The following is a 24,551-nucleotide window of genomic DNA, read 5'->3' as shown; positions in this document are numbered from 1 at the left end:
AGCGTATCTAATATTCAGTCTCGCGTATACCCGTCGATTGTTTGACACTTACGTTGCTTTCCTGCGCCTGCACCATAAAAAAAGACCGGTACGTCCTGAGGCACAGGACATACCGGAAAGAGGCGGAAACTTACTTTTCGAGCTTTTCGAGATCTTCGCAGAGTTCCTTAGCGAACTCGACAAAGAGCGCTTTGACTTCATCCATCTGCGCGATGGTAAAGGTATCAAAATCATTCGTACGGCGCAGCAGATCATCGGTCGGCAGCATCGCGTACATCTTGACTTCTTCAAGGCCTTCCATGCCGACAAACTTGCCGTTTTCATCGGTCGAATAGAAATTGATGCGTTCATTGCAGTGCGGGCAGTTCATGTAGGCCATGTTTTCAACCATGCCCAGTACGGGGATATTCATCTTTTTGCACATGCGAACAGCTTTCGTAACGATCATGGAAACCATCGGCTGCGGCGTGGTGACCATAACGACACCGGTTACCGGCAGCTCCTGCAAAATCGTCAGCGCAGTATCGCCGGTTCCTGGCGGCATGTCGATCAGAAGTACATCGAGATCGCCCCAGATGACGTCCGTATAAAACTGCTTCAGCATATTGGAAACGATCGGACCTCTCCATACGACTGGATCGCCTTCGTTGGCCATCATGTAGTTTAAGGACATCGTCATGATATGATCGCTCGTTTCTACCGGCAGAACGAAGTTCTCGGCATTGGCGTACGCCTGTTCATCCTGCAGATCGAACAGACGCGGAATGGACGGTCCAGTCACATCGGCATCCATGATACCTACCGATTTGCCCATGGCAGCCAGCGCGCGTGCGAGCATAACCGTCACGGTGGATTTGCCTACACCGCCTTTTCCGGACATGATCGGAACAATGGCTTTGATATGATTAGCCGGATTGGGCTGCAGTCCGCAGCTTTCCGGATTTTTTGAACAGTTACCTTTTGAAGGGCATCCTTCACAACTCATGCTTATTCCTCCCGGCCAGATTGGCCTTTTCAAAATAGAAAAGAGAAAGACTCTTTTCTGGTCGGCCTGTGCGGCCGGCTTTTTCATTTTGCCACGATTTCATACTTCTGTCTCTATTCTTCGATTTAGCCCGTCCGTGAGGCTGAGCGTATAGGGCTTCGATCGTACAAAAGGACACACAGTTTTTCAAAAGTACTCCATCGTCTATTGTTTCGACGCCTTTTCGGCTTTCTTTCGCTGCGCTCTCGAAAGCCGTCTGCGCTCATGAACTTCCTGACTCGCCGGTTCGATCGAAGAGGATACATCCGTACTGGAGATCGATTTTGCATCCGACACAGATGACTCCAGCCGATCGGCTCGTTCTTTTGGTTCAGACACGTTTTGTGAAAGCGATGGAGCGTCTTTCTTCGCGACCGTTCCTTCTTCCTGTCCATCCGCAATCCCGCCAAGGTTGCCGAAATCGGGCAGCGCCTGATCGTACGTACTGAGCAGGCGGTTTGTATCAATATGGGTGTAAATCTGGGTGGTCGAAATATCGCTGTGTCCAAGCAGTTCCTGGAGCGAGCGCAAATCGCTTTCGTGCTCCATCAGTCTTGTCGCAAAGGAATGGCGAAGCGTATGCGGACTCGAAGAAGGCGGAAGACTGCCCTGAATTGACGCTTTCTTAACCAGACGATAGACGTACTGCCGGTTGAGCTTTTCGCCTTTGAGCGAAACGAAGAAAAACTTGCGCATGCCGGCTTTGGGATCCCGTACGCGCTTTCGGTATTCGTCCATCTGAGTGCAAAGCGAATCGGGCAGCGGAATGACCCGCTCCTTTCTTCCCTTTCCAATGACGCGAAGCAGCTTCTGATCGAGACGGACGTTCCGCTCTTCGAGCGTGCACAGTTCACTGACACGCAGTCCGCAGCAGTACAGCGTCATCAGAATCGTTTTATCCAGTATGCCCTTATCGTCGGCTTCAAAGATTTCGAGCGTCTTTTCAAATTCTTCGGCGCTCACCCACAGCGGCAAAGCCCGGCTTAAATGCGGCGCGCGCAGCGTCATAGCCGGATCGGGCTGATCGAGACGAAGCGACAAATAGGAATAAAACGAACGAAGCGTCGAACAAAGACGCGCGATGGAAGAAGGGGCATAACCGGAGGCAAGTCCGTCGATGACGCTCTGCATTTCGCTGGTATTCAGATTCAGCGGGGAAAGTTCTCCTTGCCTGCATTCTTCAAAATAGAGGCGCAGATCATTTTTCTGCGCCTGAATGGAAGACTGAGAAAGCATGCGTCCGCCGGCTGCCTGTGAAAAGTAGTCGGAAACGATCGACTCGAGCATCGGATCCATCGGCTTTGAAGAAGCCGATGCCAGAGAAGACTGCATAAGATCTTCATCCGCGGGATTTTTATCCAGGCGTTCTTCGGTCGATTTATTGCTTTCCGTCATTTTCCTCGCCTTCCTTTCTGACCATACAGGTACCGTCCGTACTTTCTGGATTGATCTCTGCGCCGCCAGCCGATCCATTCAGATCGTGAGTCCGGAAATATTCTTCCATCGTTTTCGGACGGCACGTTCCATCATAAAGAAGAGCCGTTTCCAGTACGGGATCAACAAAGCGATCCAGCACGGCTTCGACCAGGACGGCACACGGCTGAAACGTTCGAATATCGTAGGCGGTCTGCAGACGGGAAATGGAAAAACGGTTTTCCTTCAATAATGCAAAAATCTCGGTAAGCCGGGAAGGACGATGGACAAAGCAGAACCGCCCGCCCGATTTCAAATGGCGTCTGGCACTTTCAATCATCGTCTTCAGATTCAGATCGCCTTCTACGCGGGCAATTTCCCGTGAAGTAAGGGGTCGTACGGCCTGCTCAGGAGACGGGGCAAAATAGGGCGGATTGCAAAGGACCAGATCGAACTCTCCCGCATTCAGATCCAGAATGGAACCGTTTCGAATTTCAAACGAAGACGTTTTCGAAAAAAGCTTCATGTTGATCTGCGCGAGCTTTGCGGCGCTTTCCTGCAGTTCCACGCCGCAAAGGAAGGCAGGATTTTCCTGGGAAATATACGCAAGAATGGCTCCGTTGTTGCAGCCGATTTCAAGTACTTTGCGATTGCGGATTTTGGAAACGAACAATGCAAGCGCAGCACTGTCGCTGTTGATGCAAAACTGCGTGCGGTTCTGGATCAGGCGGTTATATGGGGCCAGAAAATAATCCAGTGCAAAATTTGCTTCGCTGCGCAGAAAGTCCAGCTCGTCCTGATTCAGACGCTCTTTCTGCGCAGCGGAAAGCAGATCGAGAATGGGCGGCCGTTTACGCATACGCGTTCTCCGAAGCCGCAGGCGCGGCTGTCTTTTCCTCATCCGGATTGGCCGGATTGGCTTTCGGAGATTTGGCATCCGCCTTGTCGCTGCTTTTTTCTTCTTCCTTTTTTCGCATGAGATCGCCAAGCGTCATGAGCTTTCCGCCCGTTTCTTCATTAGACAGCGAGCGGTTTAAGGACTCAAGCAGATGATCGGGCGCGCCGGCGTCGAAATCAAAGAGCGTCGGCTGAAACAGCATCTGTTCTTCATTGGCCAGCGAACCGACGGTTACTCCGATATGCCGGTAGCCAACGGGATCAAACTCCTTCTGGAGCAGACCGCTGACGGCTTCGTACAAAATGATCGGATCGTTCGTATAGCCGGAAAGCTTTTTCGAGCGCACCTTATTGCGAAAGTGAATATCGCGCAAAACGAGCGAAACCTGCGCGCCGCGCTGATTTTTCTTTTTCATGCTTTCCGCCAGCTCGTACACGAGCGTACGACACTGGCTCTGCAGATCTTCGAGCGAGTACAGATCCGACAGAAATGTCCGGGAATGTGAAATGGATTTGCGCGAGCTCGAGAAGACGAGCTGGTCGCTCGACTGCCCATGAATTCGCGCCTTCATTTCCGGCCAGGAATTTTTGAAAATCTGCGCACAGAGCGCTTCGTTTTCCGGATCCGCCAGATCGCCGATTGTTGTAATGCCCGCTTCCTGCAGCTTTGGGACGGTTTTCGTTCCGATGCCAATGCACGTTTCCACGCCAAGCGGGTAAAGCTTGGCCGGGATATCGCGTTTTCGAATAACGGAAAGGCCCATCGGCTTGCGCAGATCGGAAGCCATTTTTGCCAGGAAGCGCGTCGGCGCCACACCGATCGAACACTTCAGACCCAGCTTTTCATAAACGGCACGCTGAATGGCGACGGCCAGATCGAGCGGTCTTGGATACTTCGTAATGACATCGGTCGCATCGACGAAACACTCATCAATGGAAAGAATTTCCATGCGCGGACAGTACTGACGGATGAGCGCGAAAAACTGACCGGACAGCTTGCGGTAGTATTCCCCGTCGGGCGGAAGCAAAACCAGTTCCGGACACATTTCCTTCGCCTGCAGGACCGGCATGGCGGAATGCAGACCGGCCTGACGGGCGATGTAATTGCAGGTGCTCAGAACGCCGCGCGAAGAATTGCCGCCAATGCCAAGCGGCTTTCCCTTCAGTTCGGGATGGCGCAGTTCTTCGGCGAAGGCAAAGAAGGCGTTGAGATCGATATGAAAAAGCACTCTAGCCATGGCGTACCCGTCTGGCGAGCTCTTTCATGCTCGAAACGCCGGCTTCATCGGCGTTGCCGCTGGCCATGATGGCCAGCTCTTTAAAATGATCTTCTTGAGACAGTTCGCTCACCTGGGTTGTCGTAATCGTTCCGTCGGTCGATTTGGAGACGCAGTAGTGATCGTCCGCCCATACGGCAACGGACGGAAGATGGGTAATGCAGAGTACCTGATAGTCTTTGGCCAGCGCATGCATTTTCGATCCCATCGCCAGTGCGACTTTTCCGGAAACGCCGGTATCGATTTCGTCGAACACCAGGGTTCCGATGCCATCTTCGGCCTGGAACACGACTTTCAGCGCCAGCATCAGTCGGGACAGCTCACCGCCGCTGGCCGAAGCTTTTAACGGGGAAGGAGCCTGGCCGGGGTTCATGGACGCGTAAAACTCCACTGCATCCATACCATCGCTTGACGGCTGCTTTTTATCGAAATGAATGTCGAACACGCAGTGCTCGAGCATCAGATCCCGCGCGTGCTTTTCCACCAGTTCCTTCAGTGCAGGAACGACCGCCTTGCGCGCCTGATGCAGCAATGACGCCTGCTTCGTGTATTCGCTCATGACATGGCGGCGTTCTTTTTCCAGACGTTCAAAGACATCCTGACGATGCAGAATCTGATCGATCTGCTCTTCCATATCTTTAGCGGCTTTGGTCATCGACTCGTACGTGCCGCCGTTTTCCCGGAAGAGATCCTTAATGAGAAACAGACGTTCCTGCATTTTGTCGAGATGGCCTTCCTGCATCATCGTTTCGTTTTTTACATCGGATACCCGCTCAAACAGATCCTGGACTTCAAAAGCCAGATCGGTCAGACGGGTTCCGAATTCTTCTTCAGTCTGATGATTTTTCAGGCAGCCGGCCGCTTCGACGAGCAGATCCTGAATGCCGCCTTCCTTGCGGTAGAGATAGAGCGCTTCGGACATCGAGTCAAACGCGTCCTGAATCTGTTCGGCTTTGGCGATTTTCTGTTCTAAAGCTTCGAGTTCGCCTTCCTTGATTTTCGCGTTCTGAATGGCGTTGAGCCGTGTGGTCAGATAATCGAGACGATCCTGCGAAAACGTTTCGTTTTTGAGCTTGCGAATTTTGGCAGAAACCGCACGCAGACGCGAATAGGCGGCGCGGGTCTGTGCCAGCCGCTCCTCATTTTTTGCAAAGCGGTCCAGCATTTCCAGCTGCAAAGCTGGATCCATCAGCCGGATGGTATCCATCTGGGAATGGATGTCGACCATGCGGGAGACAGTTTTGGCGACAAAGCTGTTCGTGGTGGTCCGGGAATTGAGAAGCATGCGACTTTTTCCCGAAGCGCTGACGATGCGGGTAATGATGATCGTATCTTCGACATCAAATCCGTTTTCCTCGAGCATCTGGCATACTTCTTTAGACGGATTGGAAAGGACCATCTGCAAAATGGCCTTGTCCTTTCCCTTACGGACGACGCCTTTTCCGATGCGTTCGCCGGAAATCGCCTGAATGGCATCAATGAGCAGCGATTTACCGGCACCGGTTTCGCCGGTGATGACCGACATGTTCTGATCAAAATCGATCTGAGCCTGATCAAAGAGGATGTAATCCTGGACTGTCAGCTGTTCAATCATGGTGATCCCTCTTTCTAAATGATTTTGTTCTTTGGAAATACTTTCGTTTTCTTTAAAACGGGCCGTATTTCCATATTCCGTTAGTCAGTCAGCCGCCTGCTTCCTAAGAGGCAGGCGGCTGACTGTATTGTCTTCAGTTGTATCCGCAAAAAGGCTATCCAGCCGTAACGTCTTTTCGGCTTCTTTCCGTTATACGTCCAGACGCGATCCTGGTTATTTGAGTTATTCCGGTTTTGCCGGAGCATCCGTCGGTTCAGGCGCGCTGTGGATCTCTTTTGGCCGGCACGCGTACAGGAGGTATTCCTGATTGCCGCTGCGGCCGACGACCGGCGAGGGAATTTTGCGTACTTTTGCGTAGTGCATCAAAAGTGCGTTCTGAATTTTCTCTACGGCCTGCGCTTCGTATTTCGGATTTTTAATGACGCCTTTTTTGTTGAGTGCGTTTTTGGTGCATTCAAACTGCGGTTTTACGAGCACGCACAGATGCTCGGGCATCATCTGCAAAAACAGCGGTTCGAGTATGGAAAGGGCGGAAATAAAGCTGACATCCATGCAAATAAAGTCGATTTTGTCCGAAAACCAGCTTTTTAAAATGCTGCGCGCGTTCACGCCTTCCATCTCCACCACCCGCGAATCCGCTTTGAGCGCGGGTGAAAGCTGCAGATGACCAACATCTAAAGCGTATACTTTGCGCGCACCATGTTCAAGTACGCATTGCGTAAAACCTCCGGTGGAGGCGCCGATATCGAGAACACACTGATCTTTCACGTCGATGTGAAAGGCGTCAAAGGCGGCCTGAAGCTTTCCGCCGGCACGGCTGACATAATCGTGCTCGGCAGGACGGATTTCAATCTGATCCTGTTCTTCTTCCTTCAGTTCATACGCCGGCTTGGTAATGGTTTTTCCGGCGATCGAGACGCGGCCCTGCTTGATGGCATCGGCTGCACGGGTGCGCGTCTGCAGTTCTTTGGCCAGATACTGATCAAGACGCATGATCTTTCAGCCTTTCCATTAAATCGTCGAGCGAAATGTGCTGCTCCTTTTTGAGCTGTTCCACGCTTCCCTGCTCAATAAAGCCTTCCTTTAACGTCAGCACATCGATATCTCGCTTATAGTCAGAGGCTCTGGCCTGAATCTGCATCGCCAGTCCGCCTTCGTACGAATCCGTTTCATAGACGGTAATCGGCTTGCCGGATTCAAAGTGCTTTTTGAGCAGATCGTCATCGAGCGGTTTTAAAAAGCGTGCGTTAACAACCATCAGGGACAGATTTTCCTGACGAGCCCGGTCGAGAATACGATCGACCTCCGGACCGTAGGCGATCACGATCTGATCGGCTGGCCGATCCGCAAACGTTGAATACACCGTCCACGTTCCAGCGGGAATGAGCGCGAGATGCTCCTTTGGCGTAAAGGGTACTTTTCCACGCGGATAGCGGATAAACCAGGGCATATTCTGATGGAAGCCCGAATAGAGGAGATCCTGCGCTTCGAGCGCATCCTTTGGCTGGCACAGAACGATATCAGGAACGGTCGACAAAAAGGCGATGTCGTAAATGCCCTGATGCGTATCTCCGTCCGCGCCGACCAGACCGGCGCGGTCTATGCCGACAACGACCGGCAGATGCATGCGTGCGGTATCGTGCAAAACCTGATCGTACGCTCTCTGCAAAAAGGAACTGTAAATCGAAAGAAACGGGTGCAGACCGCCGGCAGCCATTGCCGCCGTCATCGTCATGGCGTGTTCTTCCGCAATGCCGGTATCGAAAAAGCGATCCGGATAGCGGCGGGCAATGGGCAGCAGTTCGCTTCCAGTCGCCATGGCCGGGGTAACGACGGCCAGCTTGGGATCGAGGGCCAGAAGACGCATGAGCGTGCGCGCGATCGCTTCCGACCAGCTTAAAACGCCGGGAACCGGTGCGGCCAGCGGCTTTCCGGTATACACATCAAACGGACCGACGCCATGCCACAGACCGATCGTATCGTTTTCGGCCATGGGATAGCCTTTTCCCTTTTTCGTAATAACGTGCACCACGACCGGTTCATCTTTTTCTCTGGCCGTCTGAAACGCGGAAATGAGTGCGCCGATATCGTGGCCGTCCACCGGTCCGATGTAGTTGAGATTAAACTGCGAAAAGAGCGGCGCGTCGACAACGGCCTGCCGGACCATGTCCCGGCTGCGCTTGAGAAAATGCAAAATTTCCTGTCCGGCTTCAGAGCTGGAAAGCGACTGACTGAGATCCTTTTTCGTATCCCGGTACACTTTCGACGTCCTAAGACGAGTAATCGATTTTTCCAGTCCGCTGTCGTTAGGCGAAATGGACATCGTATTGTCGTTAAAGACGATAATCATCTTGCGGCGCTGGCGGCCCAGATCGTTGAGCGCTTCGAGCGCCATTCCCGATCCGATCGCGCCATCGCCGATTACGCTGACGACTTCGTAATCCTGATGAAGCAGATCGCGGGCTGCCGCAAAGCCGAGCCCCGCCGAAATGGACGTCGAGGAATGGCCGGCTTCCCACGGGTCTGCCGGACTTTCGCTGCGTTTCTGAAAGCCGGAAAGGCCGTGAAACTGGCGCAGCGTGGAAAACTGATCGGCACGGCCGGTCAGAATTTTATGCGCATACGACTGATGGCCGACATCAAAAATCAGCTTGTCTTTCGACGCATCAAAGACGTAGTGGAGGGCGATCGTCAGTTCGACGACGCCGAGGTTGCTGGAGAGATGGCCGCCGGTTTCCGAAACGGAATACAGCAGAAACAGCCGGATCTGACGCGCCAGAACTTCCATCTCCTTCAGGGAAAGTCTGCGCAGATCGTCACAGGTTTTCAGCTCGGTCAGATTCATCACAACACTCCTTTCCCTTATCGCCTGAAGGCGTATTCTAAGAGTTTTTTGAATTCGTTTGTTTTTCAGGCCGAAGCCTGATTTCGGATCAGTGAGTACGATGGCGAATTTCATCAAAAAGTTCGCGCAGAGTCTGATCCTGCAGACCGAGCGCATCCAGCGTACGATCGATTTTCGCGTAGCATTCTTCGATTTTGCGCGTCGCCTGATCGATTCCGTACTGCGTCAGGGCGGTCGCTTTGTCATTGCGCGTATCCGAAAGGGACTTGCCCATCTTCTCTTCGGTACTCGTCATTTCCAGCAGATCATCCTGTAACTGGAAAAGAATGCCGAGTTCCCTGCCGATTTCATCCCACGCGTCCAGATCTTCTTCATGATCCGCAATAAGAGCGGCTGAACCGAGCGGCAGCTGAAAGAGACAGCCGGTTTTGAGCGTTTCAATGCGCACGAGCTGCTCCAGGCTTTCGTCATCCGAAGCCGAACTCCACAAATCGAGATCCTGTCCGAGACACATGCCATTGGCGCCGGCTTTCTGCGCCATCAGGCGGCAGAGTGCAGCTGCATCTTTTGGATTTTCCGCCTTTGCGGCCATTTCAAAGGCCAGCGTCTGCAGGGCATCGCCTGCCAGAAGGCCGACATCCGTTCCAAACAGAATGTGTGTGCACGGTTTGCCGCGGCGCATCCTGTCGTCGTCCATTTCCGGCATGTCGTCATGAATGAGCGAGTATGTATGCATCATTTCAATGCCGCACGCCATATCCAGACCTTTTAAGGGATCCAGACCATACGCCTCAAGGGCCGCAAAGAGCAGCAGCGGACGAAGCCGCTTGCCGCCGCCAAGCAGGGCGTACCCCATGGCTTCCTGAATCCGGGACGGTTCTAAAGCGGCAATGCTTTCGTCCAGGCGCTTTTCCAGCACCTGTTTACACGTTTCCAGTTCAGGCTTCATGGACGTCTCCTCGATTGGCCTGAGCGCTCAGCTGATTCATTTCCATCTGGAACTGATCGAGCTGCTGCGAGCAGAACTGTGAAATCTGAAGGCCTTCCTTGTAAAGAACAAGCGCGGTTTCCAGATCGAGATTGGGATCGTTGAGCTGGTTAACAATTTCTTCCAGGCGCTTCATGGCTTTCTGAAAGCTCATGGGCTGACCCTGGGCATCGAGCGGTGCCGGGATCGCTGTCGTTTTTTGAACCATGGCAGTATGGCTCCTTTCTGTATGGGAAACGAAACGATTCGATCCAGAGGACTGAACCGAATCTTCCGGTTACTGTGCAAAGACGTTTGGTTTAAACGCTATTTTCAGAAATTTTTGTCCTTTGCCGCCTGGGATGAACCCAGGCGTTTTTTACTGATCCGTGTCCGGCGCTTCGCCTTCCGTTTTCAGATCCGGTGAAACCGACTGAACCACGGATACAGCCGAGCCCCTCGCAAAGCGGATATCAAGCGAATCGCCGGCTTTGAGCGAATCGGCCGAAGAGAGAACGTGTCCGTTCTGGCGGACGATGGAAAAGCCGCGTTCAAGCGTACGCTCTACGGAGAGCGCCTGCAAAAGCGCGTCCAGTTTATCAAGCGCACTGCGGCTGCGTTCATAGTGCCAGTCCATGGCTTTTTCCATTTTCTGCACGTTCTGGCCGATCTCATTTTGCATCAGAGTAATGCGATGAACGGGCGCTGCAAAATAGAGCGCGGACGTCGTGCTCGACAGCCGGTTTTTCTGCGTGCGCAAAAGATTTTCCATTTCGACCGGCAAAAAGGCTGAAGCTTTTTCCAGACGGCTTTGCGCGCTGGACAGAATGGCCGCAAAGGCACCGTTAAGCTTTTGAATCTGCACATTGAGGGGTGCTCTTCGCGTTTCCAGATAGCCCTGCACATTGGACAGGGGCGAAGAGCCGACCAGATACAGGAGATTTTGCCGGCTGACCTGAAGCAGGCGGCGTGTCCGCTCTTCCATCTGGCGCGTGAGCACATCCAGTCTGGCCCGTACTTCGTTCTGATCGGGCGTCACCCACTGCGCCGCGGCTGTTGGCGTCAGAGCACGATGGTCGGCGGCCAGATCGGCCAGCGACGTATCGATTTCATGGCCGATGCCCGTGACGGTGTACGTTTTCATGGCTGCGAGCGTACGGACGATCTGCTCGTCGTTAAAGCAGAAGAGATCTTCAAAGCTTCCTCCGCCGCGAATGAGCAGAACGGCATCCATGCCGGCCGCATCGGCTTCTTTGAGCGCCGCAACAATTTTGGGCGGGGCGTCATTTCCCTGCACCGGTGCGGGAAACAGGGTGGCCTGAAGCATCGGCCAGCGCAGACGGATGGTTTTCAGGGCATCCTGCAGGCCGGCGGTCGTCTTGCCCGTTACGATCGCGATTTTATTGATTTCCTCGGGTCTTGGCTTTTTGCGGCCCTGATCAAAAAGACCTTCGGCAGCCAGTCGTTTCTTGCGCTCTTCAAGCTGCAGATAGAGCGCGCCGATGCCGCCGAGTTTTACATGGTCGACATTGAACTTCAGCTGACCGCGCTTTACGTAAAGATCGAGCGTTCCATGAACAAGGACAGCCATTCCGTCCTCGAGAGTAAATCCTACCCGGCTCGCATTCGAGCGCCAGAGAGTACAGGAAAGCTGTCCTTCTTCATCCTTAAGATCAAAGTAGCAGTGGCCGCTGACATAGCGAACGTTGGAAAGTTCGCCGGAAATCATGACGCTGTCCGTATGGACTTTCGACGTCAGAAACTGACTGACCAGCGTGACCAGCTGGGAAACTTTTATAGTTTTCATTTCAGCGAATCAAGAATCGCATTCACCATTTTGGCAGAACCGGGCTCGCTGTACTCCTTGCAAAGCGTGATCGCTTCGTTGATGACCGCAGGTTTCGGGGCGATTCCTTCCAGAATTTCCTGCGTGCTCATCAGAAGGATGGCCTGTTCAATAACCGGCATGCGGTTCCAGGTCCAGTCCCTGCGCAGCTTGGAGGAGAGCAGCTCGATGTATTCGTCCTTGTGTTCCATAGTGCCGATGGAAAGCTCATACAGGTAGCCGTCAATGGCGTTATGGCCATGAAGCAGATCAAAGAGCGCCTTGCGGATATCGGTTCCGACGAGCAGATTCTGATAGATCGCCTTCAGCGCGATAATGCGCATCTGGTGACGGTTAAACGGGATGCCGTATTTCAGCATGAGATCGTTGCTCAGCGGAATTTTCTGTACGAGCGCTTCCTGAATTTCCACAGGAATTTCGTCGAGTCGATCCTTGATGGCGTCATAAATAAACGGAGAGAGATTCGAAAGTCCTTTTTCGAGTTCTTCCGGGCTCATCGGCTCAACATCGGCCAGGGTCTTTTTCTGTTTCATAGTGTCTTGTATTCCTTTCAAAAAAAGGGAAATCCGCCGATTTCCCTAAAAGATAAATCCGACGACCTGAATCTCAATCGATTCTGGTTTGTAGTCGGTCATGTATTCAATGCTTTCGTAAATCTTGTTCTGCAGGGCCGCGCATAAATCCGTAACATTGGCATTTACGCCAAGCCGAACGGGAATGGAAATATACAGTTTTCCGTCTTCAATCCAGGAAAGCTTGTCGGCATGGAATACTTTGGAGCTTTCTGCGACTTCAACGTCTTTCGATTCATCAATCACATTGCGGGCGATTGCAGAAAAAACGGAACGGTTGTATACGATCGAGCCGTACTGGTCCGTTACTTTCATTGCACTAGTTTGATTTGACATAATTTCACCTGACTTCACGGTTCAAGTATACCATCGAGCCCATCCAAACTCCATAAATTAACTGTATGGTCCAGACGGGCATCCGGCAACGCTAGTGCCTTTAAAGATGCCTTCTCGTCCCGCCTGAGCTGTTCCTTTAAATCTTCTACGCTCGCAAAGCGGATTTCTGAACGCAGGCGCCTGGCGAACAGAAAGCGCACTTTTTTGCCATAGAGGGAGCCGGAATAGTCAAACAGATGGGCTTCAATCGTCTTTTCCCGGTTGTTAAACGTCGGATTGGTGCCGACATTGATCATCGCCTTGTACGCGTGATTCTTTACGAGAACATACCCTGCGTACACGCCGGAAGCCGGGCAGAGCTCTTCTTTGGAAAAGGAGAGATTGGCGGTCGGAAAGCCAAGCTTGCGGCCGCGCTGAAAGCCCGATTCCACCGTGCCTTTCATCGTGTACAAATAGCCGAGCAGTTCGCCGGCTTCTTCCACATTGCCTTCGCGAATCAGCGCTTCGATCCGGCTGGAGGAAATTTTTTCTTCGTGATCGCTGATCTGTTCGATCACATCGACCGGAAGACCGCTGTCCTTTCTGAGCGTTTCAATATTGCCGCTTCCCTTTTTCCCGTACGTGTAGTCAAAGCCGCAGACGACTTCTGTAATGTTCAGATCCTTTAAAAACTGATGGAACTGTTCGTTGGAAAGGCCCGCGAATTCCCGGGTAAAGTTCACGATGTAAAAGCAGTCGATGCCCATCGACTCGAGAATCATCGCCTTGTCTTCGAGATCGCTTAGATGATGCAGATCCGCATTCGGCTTCAGCACCTGCCAGGGGTCCGGATCAAACGTCAGGACGGCACTCTGTATTCCGGCGGCTTTGGCTTTGGCTATCGCCGTCTCCATCAGCTGCCGGTGTCCTCGATGGACGCCGTCAAAATAGCCAAGGGCGCAGACGCTTTTCTCTAAAGCCGGAATCTGATCGAATTCTATGCGTATGCTTTTCATTGCCAGAGCCCCCTTGTACAGGAAAACAGATCTCGGTCCCTGAATTTTCGCGTATAAATGGCGAGAACTTCGTTTCCGTCCATCATCAGAACCTGATCGTATTCGCTTTGAAAATGGATCGTTTTTCCGTTTCGAATATCGCCCGGTGTTTCGTAATCGACTTTGGGCAGATCCAGGAGCCGGTCCATCGGATGAAGCGTATGTTCTGGTGCTTCTAAGTCTTCGGCTTCTTCAATCGTAAAGCCGTTGGCTTTTGTTCGCTGCAGGGCGCTCATTGCGGCGAGGTTTCCGCTCTTTTCGCCAAAATCCCGGCAGATGGAGCGAACGTACGTACCGGAAGAGCATGAAACCCAGAACGAGAAATCCGCTTTCTGAACGGATTCTCTTTCCTCCAGTTCGATCTGTTCATTTTGTTCCTTCTCAGCTGCTTCCCCCTCGGTTGCTTCTGTCTTTTCTTCAGAAGCAAGCGTCACGAAATCGTCCATCCATTGGGGCGCATCCAGGGCACGGATATCGTAAATGGTAATATCCGAATACACTTTGGGGACTTCCTTACCTTCTCGCAGGTATTCATACAGCTTCTTTCCGTCCACCTTTTTAGCTGCTGCTTTGGGAACGAGCTGATGCTGCTCGCCTTTAAAGGAATCCAGAAGACTCTGCACATCAAAATCCAGAGTGACCGGGCGAATCGCTTCGAGCTTTCCGGTGATGTCATCGGTGTCATAAGAAGCGCCAAGTTCGCAGCGCGCGATATACTCTTTATCGGTATCTTTTAAAAACGGCAGAAGCTTGCAGGCTCTGCCGGCGAGAACGACCAGAACGCCGGAAGCCATGGGATCCAGAGTGCCGGCGTGGCCGAATTTTTTCTGTTTATATTGTTTACGAAGCCGGGCAATGACATCAAAACTCGTCATCCCCGCCGGCTTGTTGATTACAAGAATTCCATCCATACCGCTATTTTAAGCAATTCCGAACAAACATCAAAACAGACAGACCTGTCCCCTTTCCGCACCCTCCCTTCAGCCATTGCATTTGCGAAAAATTGCTGGTGACGTTTTCCATGCAGGAAAGCATTCAAGGGGCACATGCGACCTTGCCGTATGCCGCTCGGGCAGCCTGCCGTCTGTCTTTTCCCCGAAAGGTTAAACACAAACCCATATTTATGAAACTGCAGACTCTACTTCGAAAAATCCGCCTGGCCGATCAGGACTTTCGCCTGATTGAACCTGGCGATATGCTCGCCCTAGCTCTTTCTGGCGGCAAGGATTCCATGCTGCTGTGGCTGGCGCTGAGCATGTATCAGAAATTCAAGGGAAAGGATTTTTCCCTTTGCGCGATTCATATCGACGTCGGCTTTTCCAGCAAGGAAACCGAGCTCATGAAAGAATTCGCCGAGAAATACAATCTTGAACTTCACATTGTCGACACCCGCATTTTCGATATTTTAAATCTTCCCGAAAATCTGCAGGGCGATCGGATTTCCTGTTCGCTCTGTTCCACGCTCAAAAAAGGAACACTCATCGAAGAAGCCAAAAAGCTTGGCTGCAATAAAGTCGTCTTCGGTCATCATGCCGACGATGCGACGGAAACCATCCTGCTCAATCTCATTCACGGCGGACGCTTCGCCTGCTTCTCGCCCAGCCAGTACATGTCCAGAACGGACGTTACGCTCATTCGTCCGCTCGTCTACGCCACGGAAGAAGAAATCATCAAAGCGTGCCGGGACAATGAGATTCCTGCCGTGAAACCCGTCTGTCCAAACGACGGCCATTCACAGCGTCAGGAAATGAAGGAGCTTTTAAACGAGCTGTATGCACACTATCCGATGGCTAAAGAAAACTTTCAGCTTGCGCTGACCAACCGCAAGGAAGACCGGCTCTGGCAAAAAGTCGAAGACCAGAAGTAAAGCCGTACACTCCTGCCCTCAGGATCAGAGCTCAGTTCCATGCCGCAGGCAGAATATGCAGCAACACGCCGCAGAAGCGGAAATTTTCCCGTCTGCGTCGTGTTCCTTTGCTTCCGCTTCAACAATAAGCGGACATACCATTCGAGCAATATAAAAACGGCTTTTTCAAGCCGAATTTCCGGACGCAGGCCGTGAGAATCCGATGGAAAAGCCGTTTAAACTCTGTTTTCCTTGAAAACTAGATATTGGATACGTTGTGGTAAACGTTCTGTACGTCATCGACTTCGTCAAGCAGAGTCAGCAGACGGCGGAACAGTTCGAGATCTTCGCCTTCGAGCTCAACGGTTTCGTTTGGAACCATGCGGCGTTCGAGAACTTCGTATTTTACATCCGGAATCAGCTTATCGATGGCTTCCTTGGCTTCATCGAGCTGAGTCGGATCGACCGTAACGGTCATGTAGCCGTCTTCCACTTCCACATCGCGCAGATCGATATCGCCTTCGAGCATGGCTTCCATCATGGCATCTTCGTCTTCAAACGGAACAACAATGACGCCGAGATCTTCGTAGCCGAAGGATACGGATCCGTTTACGCCCATTTTGGAATGGGACTTGTTGAAACAGGCACGCAGGTTTGCGATAGTGCGGTTGGCGTTGTCAGTCAGGCAGTCGACGATGATGGTGGAGCCGGCGCCGGCGCCGAATCCTTCGTAACGAGCTGCCGAGAAGCTTTCATCCGCAGAGGATTTTGCTTTATCAATGGCACGTTTGATGACATCGGAGGGGACGGAGTTAGCCTTGGCGCGGGCGATTGCCTTTTTGAGCGCCTGGTTCATATCGGGATCAGGGACACCGCTCTTTGCGGCCACTAAGATTTCTTTCGAGTATCTGGAGTATACCTTTGCTTTGGCGGCGGCAGTTTTGGCCATGGCTGCTGCACGCACTTCAAAATGTCTTCCCATAATTCATCCTTTCAAAAATTACTTTGTTAATATATCACTTTTTCGGACAGGTACAATCTGACCCGCCTCTTTGATCGTAGAAGATTCGAAAAAAGACGCTTATATAAAGAAGGAAACGATTCCCTTACGATCGTTTTCTGAGGGTGAATAAAACACTCTATCACACAATTTTCCGTAATTTAAAAATGCGGAGCGCTTTCATCTTTAAAATTGCGGTTTTTCAAAGTGAAATTTGAATCGGTCTTGTATCTTGCCTACCCTTTGGATAGGATTAATTCGCTGTTAAGAACTCTAAGAAAGGAGCTGAATTCAGCCGTATGAATAATACCGTATTGTTCTATACTTCCCCCGGCTGTTCAAACTGCCGAAAAGCCAAAAAATGGCTCGATGAAAATCATATTCATTATATTGAAAAAAACGTCTTCTCGTCTGATCTGACCGAGCAGGAGATTAAATATCTGATGGCCCGCTGCGAAAACGGAACAGAGGACATCATTTCTACCCGTTCCAAGACTTATGCTTTGCTTAACGGAAGAATTGACGATATGACAATCTCTGAACTGACCAGTTTCATCCACGAAAATCCGTCCATTCTCAAGCGTCCGATTCTTCTTTCCGAACGCAGCATGGCGGTTGGATACGACCACGACGAAATCACAGCCCTGATTCCCCGCCGCGGCAGAGGTCGCGACCTGGCCAATCCTTACGTTTACTAGATCATTTGTCACCCATTTACTAAACCGGATTCTTCTTACGGGAACCCGGTTTTTTCGTGTCTTCGGGAACCCGGTTTTTTCGTGTCTTTTTGAGATGATTTCTTTATCTGAATTTAATACTTAATTAACGTGTCAGACGTTGCCGAGAACGACCGTTTTCAGATATTTCTTCGCAGTATTCTGCAGTTTTTTCAAGGTTTCGATCGGCGTAGGGTCTTCTTTTTCGTGATAGCGGGGGAAATACCGACTGAGATGCAAAACGATATCCGGCGAAATCGAAGCGATCCATTTGGCCATGCGTTCCATATCCTCAACGGAATCGTTTTTTCCAGGAACAATGAGCGTCGTCAGTTCGACATGGGCCGCCTTAGCGGCTTTTTCAATAAAGCATTTGGTCATGTCCAGATTTCCGCCGACGTAGCGGTAATAGTCGTCGGTAAATCCCTTGAGATCGATGTTATAGGCGTCGATATACGGAAGCAGTTCATCGAGCACTTTTTCGGACGCATTTCCCGAAGTGACCAGGACGGTCTTAAGACCGTTCTCTTTGGCAAGCCGGGCGCTGTCCCGTACGAACTCGTAACCGATCAGCGGTTCGTTGTACGTAAAGGCGATGCCGATATTGCCGTACGGCACAAGAGAAAGGGCCTTGTCGACGAGCTGCTGCGGAGTTACCGTTTCACACTGCCCTTCCAGATCCTGCTGGCTGATTTCATGATTCTGGCAAAACGGACAGCGAAGGGAGCAGCCGTAGCTGCCGACCGAGAGAATCAGACTGCCGGGGTAAAAATCGACAAGCGGCTTCTTTTCAATCGGATCGAGCGCCGCGGAAGAAATGCGGCCGTAATTGCGGGGAACAATTTTACCGTTTCGATTTTCCCGCCCCTTGCAAAACCCGATCTGGCCGTCTTTCAGATCGCATTTCCGGAAGCAGACGTCGCATTTCATACGTGACGTACGACCTCAAAACGTTCCAGTTCGACATCGTCTGCATGCGCCGGAATGCCGGCTTTCTGCATGGCGATGGAAATCTGCTCGTCCACGCTGTTTACGCCTTCCAGATCCGGAAGCAGAACGCCCCGTTTATTACCCTGACGGACGATGACGCCCTACTTTTTCGGATCCAGCTGGTCTTTCGTACACGGTTCCGGTTTGGTCAGAACATCGACGTTAATGTCCAGGTAATCGAGTTCGTCAGGACGAACGGCTGGAAAACGCGGATCCGCGGAGCAGGCGGAAGCCGCATTGGCCGCGATTTCCGCGGCAATATTTTCATGAACCGGAGCAATCGTTCCGATGCAGCCGCGCAGGTTTCCAAATTCATGGATAGAAACAAAGACACCGGCACGGTCCTTTAACATTTCTTCGGGCAGACCGCTGTGGGCGGAAAGACTGACCGTCTTGCCGTCGCGAACAAGCGATTCGATGTTCTTGCGCGCAAACCGAACGTAGACATCTTCTTTCATCCGCTTGGCGTGCCGTCTGGCTTTTAAGTCGTTTTCAATCGTTTCTTCCAGCTTGCGGCTTTCCTCTTCCTTAAGATGGGTATACGTGCAGATGCCATAGCCCACGCCAAATTCCGCGCTGTGCGCGAGGGCTTTCGACTCTGGCATCAGACCGTCTAATGCGCCGGCCATAACGCAGAACGGTTTCTGACCGCAGGACATGGCATCTTCGGCTTCGTTTTCCGGCATTTCTACGAGTGTCTTAAAATCGCCTTTGCCCATGACGTCCATGATTTTGGCATCATACACCGGACCGCAGGCTTTAAAGCCGTAGCTGGAGCCTTCCTTCTGGCAATGTGAAAGATCGCCGGAAGCGACAACCGCCACTTTCCGGTTCAGGTTTTTCGCCGCCTGGGCCAGAATTTTGCCGGCTTTGTAATGATCGAGCTGACTGAGTCCGCCAATGCTCATCCGAACGATCCGGGTATGGTGGCCGATCTGCGGATTGAGAAAGTACAGCGGAACTACGGTTCCGTGATCCAGGTTTCCGCCCTGCTGTCCAAGCGTTCCCATCGGGAAATTCTGTTCTTCGGCCAGCCGGCTCATTTCCTGTACGAGTTCAACGTCATTATCGATAATGTAGTGATCTTCGTGATCGCCAAACTGACTCAGATCGCCTCCGGAAATTTTCGGCGAAGTCAGCTGAATGTAGTCAAAATAGCTTGGAGCGTGCGGCGAGATGATGACGACCGTGTCCGGGTTCATCGCGCCGATTTCTGCAGCCGCCTGCTCATAGGCGTCTGTAATGTCCTGGATGCGGCGCTCTTCCCCCTGCCCTACGTTGGGCACGATAATGGGCGGATGACAGACCATGACCGCTCCGAGAATCGGATTTTCATTCTGAACCGTTTCAGTATTGGATTCCATTTCAAATCCCTCCTGTTTCTGAACAATGTCCTGTACAAATCGGATGAGATAAGAATTCACAAAGGACATTTCTTAGTGCTTTCATTGTATCCGTATTGTCCTTGCACCGTTTTTGGTTTGACCTAGAGGCCGCAGGCCAGAATCGGATATCCAAAGAAAAAGCGTCCGGCTTAGCGGGCGCTGTTTTCATAGCGTTCAATGATTTTCTGTACCAGAGGATTTCGTACGACATCGCTCTGATCCAGGTACAGGATTTTAATGCCGTCAATGCCCTGTAAAATTTTGCAGGCGTCGATCAGACCGGAATCTTCCTTGCGGATCAGGTCGATCTGCGAGACGTCGCCGTTAATGATCATGCGGCAGTTTTTGCCCATTCGGGTCAGGAACATCTTCATCTGCGCTTTTGTGGTATTCTGCGCTTCATCGAGAATGACGATGGCGTCGTTGAGCGTACGGCCGCGCATGAAGGCAAGCGGCGCGATTTCAATGATTTCCTTTTCCTGCAGCTTTTCGACTGTATCCGCGCCCAGCATTTCGTTGAGCGCATCATAGAGCGGACGCAGATACGGATCGACCTTTTCTTTCATGTCGCCAGGCAGAAAGCCCAGGGATTCGCCGGCTTCGACCGCCGGACGGGTCAGAATGATCTTGGAAATCTTTTCCTTTTTGAACTGATCGACCGCGAACGCGACCGACAGATACGTTTTTCCGGTACCTGCTACGCCCGAGGCGAAAATGATCTTTTCATTGCGGAATGCTTCCGCCAGTTCCTTCTGGTGAGGCGTGCGCGGATAAATAAGCTTTCCGGCGCGCGTACGGGCAATCGGTGCTTCTTCTTCGTCGTCGACAATCAGCGCGGTCTGTCCCTTGGAGGAAAGGAAGCAGAGGCGTTCCACCTCATCAAGATCGATGTGCCCGTTTCGATCGAGCGACTGTACCATGGCATCGAGAACCTGTTCGGTTTTCTCAATCGCCGCATCCAAAGAACCGACAATTTTCAGCGTCTGGTTTTTCAGAAAAATCTGAACCGGAAAGGCCTTTTCAATGACTTTGAAATTGGCATCCTGAAATCCGGGCAGAGCGACCAGAATGTCATAGGGCAGTTCGGAACAATCGAGAAGTTTTTCCATAAAAATCTCCTTTTCAGACCGCAGCCTGTTATGGACTCAAGCCGATTTTAATCCGATCGGCCAGAGGTTGGTTCCTTCTTGCATTAAAAAGCCGAAAATCGAATTCGCGCGGGATCAAACCTGCTGGATCCGTCCGCTCCTTTTGGGCGTTTTCGCTTTATTCAAGCAAACCGGAATGAAATATTCGTAAAAAAAAATCTGCTTCTAAGCAGATTGTTTGGCATTACTTGCCGCGGCGAACCTTGCGTGCAGCTTCGGATTTCAGTTTCTTCTTAACGCCCGGTTTAACATAGAATTCTCTTTTACGGGCCTCAGCAAGGGTACCGTTGCGGGAGACCTGACGTTTGAAACGACGAAGTGCGTCATCCAGCTGTTCGTTTTCTTTAACAACTACTTTTGGCATACTACAACCCCCCTTCCTGAATCACATTCACTATTATAGGTGACTACGAAAAGATTTCAACTGATAACGTTCAAAAATGTGAAAATTTCCGCTGCGGCCGAGGCGCCGCCTCTCCAGGTTTTCTCATGGAGTTTTGCCTAGTCGCCGCGTGTGTTCCGGATCCAGGCGGACTGCCAAAATCCGGATCGTCTATGCGGATTCTAACGCTATCCGATATCGAAACATAAAAAATCAGCGCGTTCCCGCCTGCCTGGGTCCGCGCTGTTTAAACATAGTAGAAAGGATTTCACGATTTCGCCAGAAGAATGACCGAATGGCAGGATTGGCAAAAACAAAGAGGATCACGATTTTTCGTCATCCTCTGTATGGTGGATTGAATTCTCGGTTTTGATGCGGAAAAGAGTGCTAGTCTTCGTCGACGGTTTCACCCTGAAGACGCTTGAGGCACTCTCTGGCGGCGTTATTGTCGCCCACCCATGGGCCGCGTCCGTTTTCATAGTACATGAAGGGTTCATCCCCTTTTCCAAGAATGAGAACCGTATCGCCTTCATTGGCGGCTTCGATCGCCTGCCGAATGGCTTCATAGCGGTCAGAAACAAAAACGTTCGGTACGTTTTTCATGCCTTCGCGAATCTGGTCCGCAATTTTTTTTGGATCTTCATCGCGCGGGTCGTCTTCGGTCAGATAGACCATGCTGCAGAACTGATCGGCCAGTTCGCCGAACACTTTGCGTTTGGGCTTGTCGCGCTTGCCCGCCGATCCGAAGACGGCGATCAGCGATCCGCCCGGCTTGGTAATGGAACGGCCAAACTGGAACATCTTTTCCAGACCGTCCGGCGTATGCGCGAAGTCGACGATCACATTGAAGTTCTGGCCTTCCTTGATTTGCTCCATGCGTCCGGCGATCTGCGGAATGTTCGCGGTTTTCGTCAGAATTTCTTCGAGGGACTGCGGATCGCTGCTTTCGTGCACCGCCGCAATGGCTGCCAGAAGGTTGGCTACGTTGAAATCGCCGACGAGGTTGGAAACGACCGGATACGTTTTGGAGCCGTACACGAGATCAAAGGACGTCGATGTGCTCGTGAGCACGACGTTGATCGCGCGGTAGTCGGCCGGTGAATTGATGCCGTACGTTTTTACGCGAGCCGCACTGAGCGCAGCCAGATCCGCGCATTTCGGATCGTCCGCGTTGAGAATGGAGACGCCTTCGCTTTTTACACGCTTGGAAAACAGCAGGGATTTGGCTTCAAAATAGCGTTCCATCGTTCCGTGGAAGTCGAGATGATCGTAGGTGAAGTTGGTAAAGACTGCCACATCGAAATCGATGCCTTTCACGCGCTTCTGCGCCAGGCCGTGCGAAGAAACTTCCATGGCGCAGGCTTTCATGCCCGCGTCGACCATATCGCGAAGCAGACGCTGCAGCGTGATCGCGTCCGGCGTCGTCAGATCCGGCACGAGCGTCTTGTCGCCATAGGAAATCGCAATGGTTCCGATATAGCCGCAGGGGGTCTGCGGCTGGCTGAGGTGGCGAATAATGTTGGTGACGGTACTCTTTCCGTTCGTTCCCGTCACGCCGTACATGCGCAGATCGTCGCTTGGACGGTTGTAGAAAATCCGCGCCGCCTGATTCATCGCGTCGAGCGTATCGTCTACACGGATATAGACTACGCCGGCAGCCGACGGTACAACCGGCTTGGAATGCACAATCGCGATGGCGCCTTTTTCAATCGCCTGATCGATATAGTCGTGACCGTCGCTCGACAGACCGGGCAGGCAGAAGTACATATCGCCTTTTTTAATCGTTCGCGTATCGAAGGACAGCCCTTCGATGTTGATGGTCGGGGTATCCTTGAACATTTTTGAAAGTCTCATAAATCCCTTTCTACTCTTCTTTTAAAACGGCGAGGTAATGGCCGTCCTGGATTTCCGTCATTTTAACATTTACGCGGCCATTCAGCGGCGTTTCGCTGAGAATCTGGATCGGATGGTACTGGGATGTATACCCAAGATACCGGTTTGGATCGTTCGCGTCCGCACGTTCGACTAAAACCTGTGCCTCGTCAAAGCGGTCCATATCCTTTTCGCGCAGCCTTGCGGACAGCTCGAGCAGCTGATCGGTGCGGGCTTTGGCGATATCGCCGCGAATAAAGCCGGTCATCGCATCCGCCGCGGTTCCCTTGCGTCTCGAATACGGGAACACATGCAGAAAGGAAAAGCGGCAGTCTTCGAGCGTTTTTACGGTTGTCGCAAATTCGTCATCGCTTTCCTGCACAAATCCACAGATCACATCGGTGGAAATCGAAATGTGCGGAATGCGCGCGCGGATTTCTTCGAGACGCTTTTCAAAATCTTCGACCGTATACGGACGTTTCATACGTGCGAGGGTCCGGTTATCGCCGGCCTGAATTGGAATATGAAGGTGCGGCAGAATGCGCGGATTTTCAGCCATCAGATCGAGAAGCGCGTCGCTGACTTCGGTAATTTCAATGCTGGAAATGCGATAGCAAACGTCTTCCGGTGTATTTTCCAGAAGCCGCTTTAAAAGCTGGCTGAGATCCGTCTGGCGGAAGCGATAGCGGCCGGTATGAATACCGGTCAGTACGATTTCCTTATGGCCACTTTTTGCCAGGGAAACGGCGCTCTTAACGACTTCCTCGGGAATCTGGCTGCGTTCCGGTCCGCGCGCTAATGGAATCTGACAATAGGCGCAGTACTGGTTGCAGCCGTCCTGAATTTTGAGGAAGGCGCGGTGCTGGCCTTCAAAATGACCGATCGGCATCGATTCAAAGCGCGTCAGATCGCGTGAGGATTCCACAAGATCCTCCACGCCATCCCTGGAGGAGAAGGCCGTCTCTGCATCTGGTCCTGCAGAATAATTTTCATTCGCCTGTTCTTCCTTTTGGCGCATGGTTTCCAGAAGAATCTGGGCCAGCTGATCTTTATGGGCAGCGCCGATCAGAACGTCAACGCCGAGTTCTTCGCGCTCTTCTTTTGAGCTGACCTGTACGTAGCAGCCGACCGCCGCGGTAACCGCCTGCGGATTTTCCCGCTTTACCCGGTGAATTTTGCGCCGGGATTTGGCGGCAGCTGTATTGGTTACCGTGCACGTATTGATGACGAGCACATCCGCCGTTTCGCCGGGCTGTACTTTGCGAAAGCCGGCCTTTTCGAGCTGTTCGGCATAATAGGCGGATTCATATTCATTGACCTTGCATCCAAGGGTTTCAATTTCAAACGTTTTATTCATGAAAAGGGGTTTCTCCTTTCAGCGGCCGCAAGAAAACAAGCGCCGGAAGG

The 24,551-nt window shown here is 51.9% G+C and carries 22 protein-coding genes and 1 pseudogene; 2 read left to right on the top strand and 21 right to left on the bottom strand.

Annotated elements, in window-relative coordinates; genetic code table 11:
• Positions 1 to 130: 130 nt before the first annotated feature.
• From Q2J39_RS01335 to truB, 14 genes are all read right to left on the bottom strand, one after another.
• A complete protein-coding gene (locus Q2J39_RS01335) occupies positions 131 to 985 on the bottom strand; it encodes an Mrp/NBP35 family ATP-binding protein (RefSeq protein ID WP_288338892.1) in 855 nt (284 codons plus the stop codon).
• A gap of 204 nt (positions 986 to 1,189) precedes the next feature.
• The gene (locus tag Q2J39_RS01330) at positions 1,190 to 2,419 is read right to left on the bottom strand and encodes a tyrosine-type recombinase/integrase (RefSeq protein ID WP_288338891.1); all 1,230 of its coding nucleotides are present in this window, start codon (positions 2,417 to 2,419) and stop codon (positions 1,190 to 1,192) included.
• Positions 2,403 to 3,296, bottom strand: a complete 894-nt coding sequence (locus Q2J39_RS01325) for a tRNA1(Val) (adenine(37)-N6)-methyltransferase (RefSeq protein ID WP_288338890.1) — start codon at positions 3,294 to 3,296, stop codon at positions 2,403 to 2,405. Before Q2J39_RS01325 ends, Q2J39_RS01330 begins: the two co-directional genes overlap by 17 nt.
• Positions 3,289 to 4,572, bottom strand: coding sequence for a DNA polymerase IV (gene dinB, locus Q2J39_RS01320; protein WP_288338889.1), 1,284 nt, complete (start codon positions 4,570 to 4,572; stop codon positions 3,289 to 3,291). Before dinB ends, Q2J39_RS01325 begins: the two co-directional genes overlap by 8 nt.
• The gene (locus Q2J39_RS01315) at positions 4,565 to 6,205 is read right to left on the bottom strand and encodes a DNA repair protein RecN (protein ID WP_288338888.1); all 1,641 of its coding nucleotides are present in this window, start codon (positions 6,203 to 6,205) and stop codon (positions 4,565 to 4,567) included. The genes dinB and Q2J39_RS01315 overlap by 8 nt, the downstream gene beginning before the upstream one ends.
• Before the next feature lie 222 nt (positions 6,206 to 6,427).
• Positions 6,428 to 7,198: a TlyA family RNA methyltransferase gene (locus Q2J39_RS01310; protein WP_288338887.1), complete on the bottom strand. Its 771-nt coding sequence runs from the start codon at positions 7,196 to 7,198 to the stop codon at positions 6,428 to 6,430.
• Entirely contained in the window at positions 7,188 to 9,050 is a 1,863-nt protein-coding gene (gene dxs, locus Q2J39_RS01305; RefSeq protein WP_288338886.1) for a 1-deoxy-D-xylulose-5-phosphate synthase, read from the bottom strand. Before dxs ends, Q2J39_RS01310 begins: the two co-directional genes overlap by 11 nt.
• Before the next feature lie 88 nt (positions 9,051 to 9,138).
• Complete coding sequence (locus tag Q2J39_RS01300; RefSeq protein WP_288338885.1) at positions 9,139 to 9,999, bottom strand: polyprenyl synthetase family protein; 861 nt, start codon at positions 9,997 to 9,999, stop codon at positions 9,139 to 9,141.
• Positions 9,989 to 10,246, bottom strand: coding sequence for an exodeoxyribonuclease VII small subunit (gene xseB, locus Q2J39_RS01295; RefSeq protein WP_230267415.1), 258 nt, complete (start codon positions 10,244 to 10,246; stop codon positions 9,989 to 9,991). The genes Q2J39_RS01300 and xseB overlap by 11 nt, the downstream gene beginning before the upstream one ends.
• 150 nt (positions 10,247 to 10,396) lie before the next feature.
• Positions 10,397 to 11,824: an exodeoxyribonuclease VII large subunit gene (gene xseA / locus Q2J39_RS01290; protein ID WP_288338884.1), complete on the bottom strand. Its 1,428-nt coding sequence runs from the start codon at positions 11,822 to 11,824 to the stop codon at positions 10,397 to 10,399.
• A complete protein-coding gene (nusB, locus tag Q2J39_RS01285; RefSeq protein ID WP_288338883.1) occupies positions 11,821 to 12,396 on the bottom strand; it encodes a transcription antitermination factor NusB in 576 nt (191 codons plus the stop codon). The genes xseA and nusB overlap by 4 nt, the downstream gene beginning before the upstream one ends.
• Positions 12,397 to 12,441: 45 nt before the next feature.
• Positions 12,442 to 12,771 (bottom strand): Asp23/Gls24 family envelope stress response protein, encoded by a 330-nt coding sequence (locus tag Q2J39_RS01280; RefSeq protein WP_230267410.1) that lies wholly within the window; start codon positions 12,769 to 12,771, stop codon positions 12,442 to 12,444.
• Between the two features lie 14 nt (positions 12,772 to 12,785).
• A complete protein-coding gene (locus tag Q2J39_RS01275) occupies positions 12,786 to 13,766 on the bottom strand; it encodes a bifunctional riboflavin kinase/FAD synthetase (RefSeq protein ID WP_288338882.1) in 981 nt (326 codons plus the stop codon).
• The gene (gene truB / locus Q2J39_RS01270; RefSeq protein WP_288338881.1) at positions 13,763 to 14,716 is read right to left on the bottom strand and encodes a tRNA pseudouridine(55) synthase TruB; all 954 of its coding nucleotides are present in this window, start codon (positions 14,714 to 14,716) and stop codon (positions 13,763 to 13,765) included. Before truB ends, Q2J39_RS01275 begins: the two co-directional genes overlap by 4 nt.
• A gap of 212 nt (positions 14,717 to 14,928) precedes the next feature.
• Here truB and Q2J39_RS01265 point away from each other — a divergent pair, with 212 nt between their 5' ends.
• Complete coding sequence (locus tag Q2J39_RS01265; RefSeq protein ID WP_230267405.1) at positions 14,929 to 15,672, top strand: tRNA 2-thiocytidine biosynthesis TtcA family protein; 744 nt, start codon at positions 14,929 to 14,931, stop codon at positions 15,670 to 15,672.
• Positions 15,673 to 15,910: 238 nt separating this feature from the next.
• On the opposite strand, the gene Q2J39_RS01260 is transcribed toward Q2J39_RS01265, so the two are convergent.
• On the bottom strand, positions 15,911 to 16,633 hold the full coding sequence (locus Q2J39_RS01260; protein WP_230267404.1) for a YebC/PmpR family DNA-binding transcriptional regulator: 723 nt from the start codon (positions 16,631 to 16,633) through the stop codon (positions 15,911 to 15,913).
• A gap of 317 nt (positions 16,634 to 16,950) precedes the next feature.
• Here Q2J39_RS01260 and Q2J39_RS01255 point away from each other — a divergent pair, with 317 nt between their 5' ends.
• Complete coding sequence (locus Q2J39_RS01255) at positions 16,951 to 17,349, top strand: Spx/MgsR family RNA polymerase-binding regulatory protein (RefSeq protein WP_230267402.1); 399 nt, start codon at positions 16,951 to 16,953, stop codon at positions 17,347 to 17,349.
• Between the two features lie 132 nt (positions 17,350 to 17,481).
• Here Q2J39_RS01255 and amrS read toward each other — a convergent pair whose 3' ends face one another.
• From amrS to mtaB, 6 genes and pseudogenes are all read right to left on the bottom strand, one after another.
• Complete coding sequence (gene amrS, locus Q2J39_RS01250) at positions 17,482 to 18,297, bottom strand: AmmeMemoRadiSam system radical SAM enzyme (protein ID WP_230267400.1); 816 nt, start codon at positions 18,295 to 18,297, stop codon at positions 17,482 to 17,484.
• Positions 18,294 to 19,667: pseudogene (amrA, locus tag Q2J39_RS01245) on the bottom strand (AmmeMemoRadiSam system protein A). The gene amrS and the pseudogene amrA overlap by 4 nt, the downstream one beginning before the upstream one ends.
• Before the next feature lie 224 nt (positions 19,668 to 19,891).
• Positions 19,892 to 20,851, bottom strand: coding sequence for a PhoH family protein (locus Q2J39_RS01240; RefSeq protein WP_288338880.1), 960 nt, complete (start codon positions 20,849 to 20,851; stop codon positions 19,892 to 19,894).
• A 223-nt stretch (positions 20,852 to 21,074) separates the two neighbouring features.
• A complete protein-coding gene (gene rpsU, locus Q2J39_RS01235; RefSeq protein WP_230267396.1) occupies positions 21,075 to 21,254 on the bottom strand; it encodes a 30S ribosomal protein S21 in 180 nt (59 codons plus the stop codon).
• 405 nt (positions 21,255 to 21,659) lie between these two features.
• Positions 21,660 to 23,126: a UDP-N-acetylmuramoyl-L-alanyl-D-glutamate--2,6-diaminopimelate ligase gene (locus Q2J39_RS01230; RefSeq protein WP_288338879.1), complete on the bottom strand. Its 1,467-nt coding sequence runs from the start codon at positions 23,124 to 23,126 to the stop codon at positions 21,660 to 21,662.
• A 10-nt stretch (positions 23,127 to 23,136) separates the two neighbouring features.
• A complete protein-coding gene (gene mtaB, locus Q2J39_RS01225; protein ID WP_230267393.1) occupies positions 23,137 to 24,501 on the bottom strand; it encodes a tRNA (N(6)-L-threonylcarbamoyladenosine(37)-C(2))-methylthiotransferase MtaB in 1,365 nt (454 codons plus the stop codon).
• Positions 24,502 to 24,551: the final 50 nt, after the last annotated feature.

Origin of the sequence: uncultured Allobaculum sp., from assembly GCF_948576815.1 — a bacterium.
GTDB classification, from domain to species: Bacteria; Bacillota_I; Bacilli_A; order Erysipelotrichales; family Erysipelotrichaceae; genus Allobaculum; species Allobaculum fili.
This window is presented reverse-complemented; position numbering and strand designations above follow the sequence as displayed.